Origin of the sequence: Streptomyces sp. NPDC046939 (genome assembly GCF_040644575.1) — a bacterium.
In the GTDB taxonomy this organism is placed as follows: Bacteria; Actinomycetota; Actinomycetes; order Streptomycetales; family Streptomycetaceae; genus Streptomyces.
In genome coordinates, this window is sequence record NZ_JBEYWV010000039.1 from 35300 (window position 1) to 47504 (window position 12205).

Genomic DNA, 12205 nt, shown 5'->3' on the forward strand with positions numbered 1-12205 from the left:
GCACCTATTGTGGGACGCCATGGAGGGGGACTCCTCAGGATCGGGGCCGTTGTTCGTCATGCCGCCGCCCGACAGGCCGCGTGACGCCGATGTCGAGCTGCCCGCGGAAGGGCCCGACGTCACGGCGTTGCCGGAGATCCGGCCGCGCGACCCGGTGGCGGGCGACGCGGAGGACCGGCGGCCGGGGCTCGCGCCGGGGGCGCTGCTCGCCGGACAGTACCGGGTGGTGCGGCGGCTCGGGCTCGGCGGGATGGGGGACGTGTATCTCGCGCGCGACGAGAAGGTCGACGAGCGCGAGGTCGCCGTGAAGACGCTGAGGCCGGGTCAACTGGCGCTCGCCACGCACGCGTTGGCGGAGGAGCGGCAGGCGTTCGCCGACCTCAACCACGAGGGCATCATCCCCGTCTTCAACTACGGCAGCCACGAGGAGGTGGGCGACTTCCTCGTCCTGCCGTACGTCGACGGGCTCAACCTCGACGAGGTGCGGGCGCTCGCCCGGTTCGACCCGGAGCGGTTCGGCGGGGCCCGCTTCCACGAGTTCGTGCTCGCGTACGGGGTCCGGATCCTGTCCGCCCTGGACCATCTGCACGCGCGGCCCGCCGCCTTGGTGTACGGGGATCTGAAGCCGCAGAACGTGATGCACGACGGGGCCGCCATCAAGGTCGTCGACGTGGGGTCCATCCGGGCGGCGGGCGCGCCGGGCCTGACGACGTACGGGTTTCGCGCGCCGAACGTGCGGCTCAGGCCCAGCGAGAAGGCGGGCGCCAGTCAGCCGCAGGACGATCTGTACGGACTAGGCGAGACCCTGCGCACGCTGTGCGGGCTCGGGGAGCACGCGCGTGACCTCGGCCCGCTCGGCGCGCTCGACCGGCTCGGTGAGGGCGATCCGATCGCCGCCCGTACCGCGCTGATGACGACGACGCCCGCTCCCAAGGGGCTCGGTCTGCTCTCCCTCGCGCGTGTGCTGCGCCGCGCCACCCGCACCGCGCCCGCCGACCGGTTCGCCGACGCGCACGAGATGGAGGCGCAACTGCGGGGTGTGTGGCGGGAGTTGCGGTCGCTGCGGACCGGGGACGAGACGTTCGAGCCGTCGCCGCTGTTCCTTCAGTCGCCGTACGCCCTCGACAGCGGGCTCGGCACCGCTCCCCCGCTGCCCCGCTGGGCCGTACCGCCCGGCGAGGACCCGCCGGGCCCGCTGCACGAACCGCCGTCCGCCGCGGACACCGCCGCCAGCCTGCCCGTGCCCCGGCCGGACCCGCACGACGCCCACCACGCCGAGCTCAGCCGCCTCGCCGACGCCGACCCGGCCGCGCTGCTGCAGAACACCGCCGACTGGCGCGCCTCCCCCGAAGTGCACCTGCTGCGCTGCCGGTTGACGCTCCGCGTCGCCCTGCGCGGCGACCGCGACCCGGCCGGGCTGGAACTCGCCGAGCGGGAGCTGCGCGCCGCCGTCGACGCCATAGGGGCGGACCGGGCGCGGCACGACTGGCGGGTCGACTGGCACCGCGGGCTCCTCGCGCTCGCCCACGACGACGTGCCCGTGGCCCGCGACCACTTCGACCAGGTCTACGGCGCGATCCCCGGCGAGTACGCGCCCAAGCTGGCCCTCGGCCACTGCGCCGAGCGGCTCGGCCGCCACCACGAGGCGCTCGAACTCTACGAGGCGGTGCGGCTGCGCAACCCGTCGCTGGGCAGCGCCGCGTTCGGGGCGGCGCGGGCGCGGCTCGCGCTCGGCGGGCCGCGCGCCAGCACCGCCGCGATCGAGGCGCTGGACGCGGTGCCGCAGCACTCCCGGCACCGTACGGCGGCCCGCACGGCCACGGTGCGGATCGCCGTCGAGTACGCGGCGGGCACCGACTCGCTCGGCACGGCCCTGGTCCGCCTCTCCCGCCTTTTCACCGAGCACGGCCTGACCGACGAACCGGCCCGTGTCCGTATGAAGGCCGAGGTGTGGGAGGCGGCGCAGCAGCTCCTCGCGGGCCGGATCATCGACGCCGACGGGCTGCGGCGGCTCGCCCGGGAGACGGCGGTCCGGGACGACGCGGCGGTCGACGCCGGCGCGCGGCTCGACTTCCCTGCCCAGGAGCGGGCGCTGGGCCGTGACCTGTCCGGCTTCTACCTCTTCCTGGCGCGCCAGGCGGCCCGCTCGCCGGATCTGCCGCACGCCGACCGGATAGCCGAACGCCTCCTGGACCGCGCCTATCTGGTGCGCCCCCTCGCCCTGCGCCACCACCGCGAGCGCCGCCCCCTGCACGTCCTGCTGCGCCCCCTGCTGCGGCGGACCGGATGAACCTCCGCCCGCGCCCGCGTCCGGCGCCCGCCTGGCTCCTCGTCCTGCGCCGCCTGCTGTGGCCGGGGACCGACCGCGTCCGCAACCGCACCTTCCTGCGGGACCGGCTCGTCGCGCTGCCGCTGCTCGCCGTCGTCGCCTTCACCACGCTCGGCTGGGCCTACGCCGACGTACGCGAGGACTCGGCCTACATCCGCACCCAGCTCGCGCCCGCGCTCGGCGATCTGGCCGACGCGCGGATCTCGCTGCGGATCGCCCAGCGGGAGGCCGAGGTCAGCCTCGACGCGGGGAACGCGGTGGAGCTGTCCGGGCTCGGCCCCCGCTACGCCGCCCGCACCGGCGCCGCCGCCCAGGACATCGCCCGGCTCTCCCGGGGCGGCGCGTTCACGGAGGCGCAGCGCCAGGAGCTCGACGTCGTCTCCGGTCTCATCGACGGCTACGAGGAGTGGATCGCCTGGGCCCGGACCAACGTGACCGACACGTCGCTGCGCAGGGCCGGGCTCGCGTACGCGCAGAGCATGTTGTGCGCCTACACCGCGCCCGGACCGGCCACGGACCGGCACGCGCCGTATCCGCCGTGCGGGGCGGCACGGGGCAGCGACGCCACGACGGTCGTCGACCGGATCGCCGCCCTGGAGGACGAGCTGCGCGACCGTCTCGCCGACCGCGCCGCGCTCGGCCCCGGGGTGCTGACGGCGGTCGCCGTGTCGCTCCTCGCGTTCGTCCTCCTCGCGGTGGGGTTGTGGCGCACGCTCGTCTTCCTGCGCCGCCGTATGCGGATCCGGGTGAGCGTGCCCCTGATCGCCGCCGCGCTGCCGCTGCTCCTCGTGCCGTGGGTCGTCGCCGACGGGGTGCGGGCGTGGCAGGCGCAGCGGGACGCCGTGCCGTACGCGCGGGTGCTCGCGCACGAGGCGTCGCCGGCCGTCGAGGTCGCCCTGGACGACGACCCGCTGGCCGCGCCCGCCCCCACCGCGATCCGCCCGGCGACGGCCCGGATGGAGCGGACGGTGGCGCGAGGCAGGTTCGGCGGCGTGGGGTCGCTCGCGGGCTGGGTCGCGCCCGCGGGGCTCCTGGCGGGCGGGGTGCTCGCGGGGGCGCTGCACGCGTACCGGCGGGAGTACTTGGTGGTCGGCCGGGGCGGAGGCACATGATGACGAGCCGGTTCCTGCGCCTCCTTCTGGCGGCCTGTCTGCTCGGGATCGCGGCGCTGAGCGGTGGCTGCTCCTCGGGCGACGGCCGGCAGATCGTCGTGCTCGGCCCGTGGACGGGGCCGGAGGGCGCCGCGTTCGAGCGGGTCCTCGACCATCTGTCGGAGGGCTCCCGGTACCGCTACGTGTACAAGGGCACCCGCTCGCTGCGCGAGACCCTCGTCGCACAGCTCGCCGCCGACGCGCCGCCGGACGTCGCCATCCTCAACAGCATCGGCGAACTCACCGAGTACGCCACCCGGAACAAGCTGAAGCGCCTCGACCAGTCCACCGCCGAACGCGCCTACGCCCCTTGGTCGCCCACGCTGATGGTGGAGGGCTGGCACCGTACGTTCTGGGTGCCGCTCAAGGTCGACCTGAAGAGCATGGTGTGGAGCAGGGCCGGATCGTCGAGCGCCCACCCCCGCTGGTGCGTGGGGATGGCGGCGCAGGCCACGTCCGGGTGGCCCGGCACCGACTGGGTCGAGGACATCCTGCTGCACCAGGCGGGCCCGGAGACGTACGGGCGGTGGGCGACCGGGCAGCTCAACTGGGCCACGTCGCCCGAGGTGAAGCGGGCCTTCACCACATGGGCCGGGCTGCTCAGGGCCGGCGGGCCCCGGGGCTCCGCCGTGCAACGCTCCCTGACCATGTCGTTCTGGGGGACGCCCGCGCCCCACGACCCGGACGGCGACCCGCGCGGCCTGCTCGGCGGTTCGATGCCGGGCTGCACCCACGAGCACCAGGGGTCGTTCGTGCGGTACGTGTACGCGCCGCGGAACGACATCCGCCTGGAGCCCGCCGCCCGCTTCCTGCACGGTTCGGCCGCGTACAGCAAGGCGTTCGAGGTGTCCGGCGACATGGCCGCCGTGCTCACCGACAACCCGGGCGCCCAAGAGCTGGTGAAGCGCCTGACCAGCGAGGACGGCCGCGAGCAGTGGTCGAGGACCGCGCAGCCGCATCTGCGCCCGTTCTTCCCCGACCGCTCCGACCCGCAGCCCGACGACAACGCGGCGGCGCAGGAGATCGCCTCCTACCTCACCGACGCACGCAACACGCTCTGCTTCGACGCCTCGGACGTCATGCCACCCGTGCTGCGCGACGCGTTCTACCGCGCCGTCCTGGAGTACTTCCGCTCCCCGTACGAGGCGACGCTGCGCAAGCTGCTCGGCCAGCTGGAGACGGTGCGCACGCAGATCGCGGCGGCACAGACGCCGGAGGGCATCCGCCCGCCGACGGACATCTGCAGGTGAGCCGCTACTTCAGCTCCTCCGGGCAGGGCGTGCCCCGCGACCACCACTTGTACGGCGCGGCCAGGTGGTAGGTGCCCGCGCGCGGGGCGATCAGCTCGGTCCACTGGTCGCCGGAGGCGTCCTCCTCGGTCTCCAGGAGGCAGCCGTGCTCGTTCTCGTACCGCTTCGGCAGGGACTCGTCGTCCTCGCGCGCCCGCTTGGACGCCTCGGTCTCGCGCGGGGCGCCCAGCGCCTTGCCGTCCTCGTCGACGACCGCGAGCCACGGCGAGTACGGGACGCGGATGAGGATGCGGCCCGGCTTGGTCACCTCGAGGGTCAGCTCGGCCTGCTCGGCGGCGTCGACCGTCGCGTTCGGCTCGGCCAGCGGCGTCGGGTCGGTCATGGCGAACAACTGCCAGTTGTCGTCGCCCCATACCTGCGTGAGGTAGGGCAGGCCGCGCTGGACCAGCTCCCGCTCGCGCTCGCCGCCGTCCCCGTCGGGCGCGCCCTTGGGCAGGACCACGTAGTGCACGGCCCAGCGCTTCAGCCACTCGTGGTAGTTCGCCGAGTTGAGCGTGTCGTCGTAGAAGAGCGGGTTGCGCTTCATGTCGGCCTGCCGGGTCCAGCCGCGCGCCAGGTTCACGTACGGGGCGAGGGCGGACGCCTCCCGGTGCGAGCGGGCCGGCACGACCTCGACGCGGCCGCGCTCGGCCTTGACCTCCTGGAGCTGGTTGACGAGCGGGGCCAGCTCGCGGGCCCAGGAGGCGGCGGGGACCGTGTGCACGACGTCGTAGATCATCTTGCCGCCGACCCAGCCGTTGAAGCCGATGAACGCGATGACGGTGACGTACCACTTGCGCGAGCGGGGGACGGTGAACGGCAGGATCGCGAGGAGCGCGACGCCCGCGAAGAGCATCGGCAGACGCGTGATGTTGGTGCCGATCTGCGAGCTGACCAGCCAGACGCCGAGGACCGAGAGGATGTAGACGCCGGAGGTGAACCGGACCGTCTTCCACTTCTTCGGCGCGAGGACCAGGACGAGGGCGCCGTAGACGAGCGGGAGCAGCGCCGACCAGAACGACATCGGCTGCGTCCCCGAGAACGGGAACAGCCACGCGGACAGCCCGACCACGGCGGCGGGCGCGAGCCCCAGCGCATACGCGCCGGGCCGCCGCTTCTGCAGGAACAGCGCGACCGCGACGAGCCCCACGAACAGGCCCGCCACCGGCGACGCGGCCGTCGCCAGCCCGGCGAGCGGCGCGGCGACGGCCGCCTTCGCCCACCGCTTGTGGCGCCACCGGTACGGCCAGCAGAACACGGCCGCGACCGCCCCGAGCCCGAACATCATGCCGAGCCCGAAGGTGACGCGGCCCGACGCCGCGTTGCACAGCAGGGCGAAGACACCGGCGAGCGCGGGCCACAGCGGCCGGGCGAGGACGCGCGTACGGAACAGGAGAAGGGTCAGCAGGGCGGCGGAGAGCGTGCCCGCGACCATCATCGTCGTACGGACACCGAGCACGGACATCAGATACGGCGACACCACGCTGTACGAGACCGGGTGCATGCCGCCGTACCAGGCGAGGTTGTACGCGGAGTCGGGGTGGCGGCCGACGAACTCGGCCCACGCGTCCTGCGCGGCCAGGTCGCCGCCGCTGTTCGCGAACGTGAAGAACCACACGACGTGCAGTACGGCGGCGACGACGGTGGCGACGACGACCGGGTGCCGCTCGGCGCCCGCGATCCAGGAGGAGAGGCGGCCGCCGCCGTCCTGGGCGGGCCCCTCCGCCTGCCGTATTCGTACGCCCCCGGCGCCCGGCCCGTCGCCGCCGGCGCGCGTCGGCTCCGCTGTGGTCACTGCTGACACTCCCGTACACCGTCTTACCGACCGAGGGAACGTCCCGGTCCTGCCCCGGTCTCGCGACGCTAGCACGGGCGGTGCGCACGGGCGCCGCGGGAGCGGCCCGGCCGCCCGGGGGACGCCGCCGCCTGCGGGGACGCCGCCGCCGATCCTTCTCCGGGCGGAGGACCAACCCATCGGCGCCCGGCACACTCTTCGATAGTGCCCCGCCCGGGGCCGCTCTCCCCGAAGCCGACGATCACGTCCCCGACCCGAGACGGACACGCTCAGTGCACTCCACGGAACTGCCCGCCCCCAGCGACGCCCTCGCCGCCGCCTGCCCAGGCCCGCCCCCCGAGCCGTGGCACGTACGGCTCAGGGTGCCGCTCCTGGTCACCGCGTGCGCGCTGCCGCTGTACGGCCTGTGGTGGGGAGTCTTCGCGACCGGCGGTGGCGACCTCGCGGCGCAGGTGGCGTGGGCGGAGTTCGCGCGCCAGTACCCGGGCTACGCCTACAACCTGTTCTGGTACGGCGGCCTGCACACGGCGAACTACAGCCTGATCTCGCCCTACGTGATGGCGGCCATCGGCGTCGTCCCGATGACGCTGCTCTCCGGCGTCGCCTCCTCCTGGCTCGCCGGGGTCCTGATGCTGCACAGCAAGGTGCGCCGGCCCCTGGCACCCGCGCTCGTGCTGGCCTTCTGCCTGTGGTGCCAGGTGGTGTCGGGCCGCTCCACGTTCATGCTGGGCGTGGCCTTCGGGCTCGCCGCGCTCGTCGTGCTCGTCGGCGGACGCGGCGCCCCGCGCGTCGCGGCCTCCGCACTGTGCGCGGCGCTGGCGACGATGGCCAGCCCGGTCGCCGGCCTCTTCCTCGTCGTGATCGGGACCGCGCACCTGCTGACCCGCGACTGGAGCCGGGCGGCGGCCCTGCTCGCGCCGCCGGTCGTCGTCGTGGCGGTGACGACGTGGCTGTTCCCGTTCAAGGGCGAGCAGCCGATGCCGCTCGGACGCGTCTGGACGCCCCTGCTGCTCTGCGCCGTGATCCTGCTGACGGCTCCGCGCGCGTGGCGCCTGCTGCGGTGGGGGACGGCCGTGTACGCGCTCGGCGTCGTCCTCACCTTCTTCATCTCCTCACCGATCGGCACGAACGTCGAACGCCTCACCGAGCTGGGCGCCCCGGTCGCGGCGCTGGCGATCGCGATGGACCGGTACGGGCGGCGCGGGCGGGGCGAAGCCGCGGACGGCACACGGTTCGGCTGGTTCACCCCGCGTCGGCAGATCGCGGTCTGCGGCATCGCCCTGCTGTCCTCCCTGACCTGGCTCACCGGCAAGACGACCGCCGACATAATCCACAACACGAAGGTCCCGGCGTGGGCCCAGCAGACCGACGGCGTCGTCTCCGAGCTCAAGCGCCTCGGCGCCGAGCGCACCCGCGTCGAGGTGGTCCCCGCCCGCGACCACCGCGAGGCCGCGATCCTCGCCCCGTACATCAACATGGCGCGCGGCTGGAACCGGCAGGCCGACGTCGAACGCGGCCGCCTCTTCTACGGCGGGCACGAGGGCACGGACGTCCCCGAGGGCTCGTTCACCTCCGCCTCCTACCGCGCCTGGCTCTCCCACTGGGCGGTCGGCTACGTGGTGGTCTCCAAGAGCGAGCCCGACGGCCCCGCCAAGCTGGAGCACGCCCTGGTCACGAGCGAACCGCCCTATCTGAAGCTGCTGTGGCACGACACCAACTGGCAGATCTACGGGGTCCAGGACGCGGTGCCGCTCGTGGACCCGCCCGCCACCGTGGCCAGCTCCGACGGGGCCAACCTCGTCGTGTCGATGCCGAGGGCCGGCTCGGTCACCGTACGGATCGCCCACTCGCCCTGGCTGTGGGCGGACGCGGGGTGCCTGGCGCCGGCCGGGGAGTTCACGCGGCTCACCGTGAAGAAGCCGGGGAAGGTCCGGATCACGTCGGCCTACCGCGGGCCGAAGGGCAAGACGATGCCGCGGTGCCCGGCGGCCGAACGGTAGGGCGCCGGGCGGGCGACAAGGGAACGCGCCCGTCGATCAGCCCCGGGTGGGGCTGATCGACGGGCGCGGTGCTGTTCGGTCCCTTGTTGCAGCGGGGTCAGCCGAGCCTGCGGAGCTTCGCGCCGAAGCCCGGCTCCGCGAGGTCCTTCTGCAGCGCCACGGGGACCTCGACGGCGGTGGCGTCGTTCTTCCCGTCACCGACGCTCAGCACGCCGACCACCGTGCCCGCCTTCGCCGTGTGCGGGAGCGTTTCACCCTTCTTGCCGTCCAGCTTCAGATGGACGGTCAGGCCCGACCAGCCGACCGCGGAGACGTCCTTGGCGGCGACGACCGGGGTGGTCCCGCCGAGCCCGTCGTCGACATGGCCGACGACGTCGCCCTTCTTCACGACGGTCTTCGCGGTCAGCGCCTTCTGCCCCGACGCGATCAGGTTCTCGACGACACCGGTGACCTCGTCGATGTTGGCCGTGCCGTTCCGGCCGTACTGGCCGAGGGCCGCGCCGATGATCGTCTGGGTCTTGCCGTCGATCTTCTTCTCCGCCGCGAAGAGGATGTTGCCGCCCGCCGCGGTGGTCGTACCGGTCTTGATGCCGATGGCGACCGTGGGGACCAGGCCGAAGAAGTTCTTCTGCTTGTCCCCGTTCAGGTCCACGTAGCTGGGCTGGCTGGAGATCTCCTTGAAGACCGGGTTCTCCATCGCGGCGCGGCCCAGCTTCACCAGGTCGTCGGCGGTGGAGACGGTCGTCTTGTCCAGGCCGCTGGGGTCGGTGTAGGTGGTGTTCTTCATGCCGAGGTCCTTGGCCATCTTGTTCATCTTGTCGACGAACTGGTCCTCGGACGAGCTCTTCGTGTCCCAGCGGGCCAGCAGCTTGGCCACGTTGTTCGCCGACGGCAGCATGACCGCCTGGAGCGCCTCGTACTCGCTGAGCTTCTGCCCCTCGGAGACCTTCACCACCGACTCCCGCTCGGCCTTGCCGGTCTCGTAGTGCTTCTGCGCGGCGGCGTCGACCGGGATGTCCGGACCCTTCTCACCCGTCTTCAGCGGGTGGTCCCGCAGGATCAGGTAGACGGTCATGACCTTGGCGATGCTCGCGATCGGTACGGGCTTCTGCGTACCGGACGTGCCGAACGTGCCGATGCCGTTCACGTCCATCGCCGCCTGGCCCTGGCCCGGCCACGGCACCGCGGGCTTGTCGCCCTCGAAGGTGACCGAGTCCTTCGCGGTCAGCTCCAGCGTCGGGGCCGGCAGCGGGCGCACGACCTGTACGACTGCAAAGATCACGATCAGGAGAAGGACCAGCGGCGTCCAGATCTTGACCCGCCGCACGGTCGTACGGACCCGGGTCTCCGGGGGCGGCGGCGTGTTGGTCAGCTCGGCGAGCAGGTCCAGCGGGGGCTTCGGCGGGAGCGGCTGCTGCGTGGTCGGCTCGGGGACGGCCGTCTCGGCGGTGCGCTCCGTGGGGGCGGGCGTTGGGGTGGCGGTCGTGGCGGGCTTCGCCTTGTCGCCGCCCCGGTCGTCCAGGGACTTCAGCGGCACGAACTTGCTGGTCCGCTCGGCATCCGACTCGGCGGGACGGACGCCGGGCGCCTTCAGCATGGTGGTCGGCTGATCGACGGGCGGCGCGACAGCCTTGAACACGGCGGTCGCCTGATCAACCCCGCCAGCCTCGTCGCCGCCGGTGCCTCCGGCGGGGGCGGGCTTCTTGGGGGTGGCGTCGGACTTCTCCGGCTCGGCGTCGACGGGCTCGGGCTTCTTCGGCTCGGCGGCCTTTGCAGCGGCGACCTTGGGGGCGGCGTCGGCGGGCTCGGACTTCTCCGGCTCGGCGTCGGCGGGCTCGGGCTTCTGCGGTACGGCGTCCTCCGCGTCGGCGGCCTGCGCAGCGCCGCTGGACGCGGCCTTCGGGGCAGCGTCAGCGGGCCCGGCCTTCTCCGGCTGGGCATCCTCTGCGTCGGCGGGCTCGGGCTTCTCGGCGCCGTTGGGCTCGGCCTCGGCGCTGTCCGCGGCCTTTGCGGCAGCATCGACCGGCGCCCCGGCCTCAGCGGCGGCGCTGGACTCCGACTCGGCGCCATCCGCGGCCCCCGGCGCTTCCGCCTCGGCGGCGCCGCCGCGCTTCCCGGTATCGGCGGCAGCCGCGTCCGCGTCCGTCTCGTCCTTGCCGTCAGCCGTGCCGACCCAGGCCGCCACCGCGGCGCGGAGCCGCTCGTCCCCGGGCTCCGCCGCGGCAGCGGACCCCGTACCGGAATCCGAGCCGGAACCGGAACCAGAACCGGAACCGGCTTCCGCCTTCGCGACGTCCCGGACGGAGAACACCGTCGTCGCCTGATCCACGCCAGACGCCGACGGAGTCTCCCGCGCCACGGAAAGGCGCGGGTCTCGTTCGTCCCGGGCCGGGCCGCCCGACGCCTTCTGCTCTTCGCCCGACCTGTCCGGGGTCCCCGCCACCGATGCCTCCTCGACCACTCACCACTCAGCGCCGGACAGGCCGATCCTGTCCTGCGGCCCTGTCCGAACCATGTACCAGTGTCCTGTGTGGGGGCTTAACCCCCGTGGTAGACGAGAACGACATACCTACTGGTTCCCGTCCAAAGTCCCCACGCACTCTCGACAGACCAATGTGAGAGGGGTCACCCTGTCATTCATCCACGCGGGGAGGCATGGATGGGCAGGAGCCGCAGAACACTTCCGGAGGAGCTTCTGCTGCTGGCGCTGGACCCGACCACGGGTACCACCGCACAGCCGCAGTCGCTCGACCTAGGTCTGGCCGGAGCACAGCTAGTAGAGCTGGCGCTGGCCGGACGGATAGCCCCAGACGGGGATCGTATCGCCGTGGTGGCACCACGGCCGACCGGAGATCCGACTCTGGACTGCGCGTTGGAGTTGCTGCGAAGGCGCGGCGCTCCTGTGCGGGCGGTCCACTGGATTGGCGGGCCGCGTCTCGGGCTGCGCCAGACCTACCTCTCGCACCTGGAGCGGTGCGGCATGGTGCATGCTGTGGCCGGCCAGATGTGCGGGGTACTGCCGACGACTCGCTATCAGGCGACGGACACGGCGATCAGCCGGGAGATAAGGTCCCGGCTGGATTCAGCGATCCGTACCGGCGTGCCACCGGACCCACGGACCGCGGCGCTCGCCGCGCTGGCCCACGCGGTCGGTCTCGGCAAGCACCTGTACCCGGGCAATGAGGGACGTTCGTCCCGCTCCCGGCTGCGGGACCTGATCAGGCACGACCCGATGGGCGGCCTCGTGGCGCACGCCGTGATGGACGTCCAGAACGGGGTGGCCGCTCAGCCACGCCGTTCGCCCGCCGCCCCGGCGGGCCGGGGCGCACCGGAGCCCGCCAGGGGGGTTCCGATGCAGCCGCGTCACGGTTCCATGGCCCGCGCCGCGGCCCACTAGGCGCGCGGTAGCACCAGCACACCCAGCACGAGGCAGAACCACGCACGAAGCGAAACCACGCACAAGGCAGAACCACGCACCAACCCGCAACAGCGCCGCGCCGCAGTCCCCACGACCGGTCCGGGAGCCGCTGTACCGCGCGGGGCGATGAACCGGACGTCCGTACCACGCGGCGGGTGCCCGGCCATCGCCCCGCGCGGTCGTGTGTGCGGGGGCCGTCCGTACACACATCCGCTGTTTCCCA

The 12205-nt window shown here is 73.3% G+C and carries 7 protein-coding genes; 5 read left to right on the top strand and 2 right to left on the bottom strand.

Annotated elements, in window-relative coordinates; all coding sequences use genetic code 11:
• The first annotated feature begins 19 nt into the window (after positions 1-19).
• Genes ABZ877_RS33205 through ABZ877_RS33215 form a run of 3 tightly spaced genes read left to right on the top strand, consistent with a single transcriptional unit; the run spans position 20 to position 4730 of the window.
• Entirely contained in the window at positions 20-2290 is a 2271-nt protein-coding gene (locus ABZ877_RS33205) for a tetratricopeptide repeat protein (RefSeq protein WP_361079027.1), read from the top strand.
• Positions 2287-3441 (top strand): hypothetical protein, encoded by a 1155-nt coding sequence (locus tag ABZ877_RS33210; protein ID WP_361079030.1) that lies wholly within the window; start codon positions 2287-2289, stop codon positions 3439-3441. Before ABZ877_RS33205 ends, ABZ877_RS33210 begins: the two co-directional genes overlap by 4 nt.
• Positions 3438-4730 carry an alpha-glucoside ABC transporter substrate-binding protein gene (locus ABZ877_RS33215; RefSeq protein ID WP_361079033.1) on the top strand — a complete coding sequence of 431 codons (1293 nt, stop codon included), beginning with the start codon at positions 3438-3440 and terminating at the stop codon, positions 4728-4730. The genes ABZ877_RS33210 and ABZ877_RS33215 overlap by 4 nt, the downstream gene beginning before the upstream one ends.
• A gap of 4 nt (positions 4731-4734) precedes the next feature.
• On the opposite strand, the gene ABZ877_RS33220 is transcribed toward ABZ877_RS33215, so the two are convergent.
• Positions 4735-6450, bottom strand: a complete 1716-nt coding sequence (locus tag ABZ877_RS33220) for an MFS transporter (RefSeq protein WP_361079144.1) — start codon at positions 6448-6450, stop codon at positions 4735-4737.
• A 386-nt stretch (positions 6451-6836) separates the two neighbouring features.
• On the opposite strand from ABZ877_RS33220, the gene ABZ877_RS33225 reads away from it, so the two are divergent.
• The gene (locus ABZ877_RS33225; protein ID WP_361079036.1) at positions 6837-8564 is read left to right on the top strand and encodes a hypothetical protein; all 1728 of its coding nucleotides are present in this window, start codon (positions 6837-6839) and stop codon (positions 8562-8564) included.
• A gap of 97 nt (positions 8565-8661) precedes the next feature.
• Here ABZ877_RS33225 and ABZ877_RS33230 read toward each other — a convergent pair whose 3' ends face one another.
• Positions 8662-10893, bottom strand: a complete 2232-nt coding sequence (locus ABZ877_RS33230; protein WP_361079039.1) for a D-alanyl-D-alanine carboxypeptidase — start codon at positions 10891-10893, stop codon at positions 8662-8664.
• Positions 10894-11223: 330 nt separating this feature from the next.
• Between ABZ877_RS33230 and ABZ877_RS33235 the strand changes: the two genes are divergently transcribed.
• Positions 11224-11961 carry a GPP34 family phosphoprotein gene (locus ABZ877_RS33235; RefSeq protein ID WP_361079042.1) on the top strand — a complete coding sequence of 246 codons (738 nt, stop codon included), beginning with the start codon at positions 11224-11226 and terminating at the stop codon, positions 11959-11961.
• Positions 11962-12205: the final 244 nt, after the last annotated feature.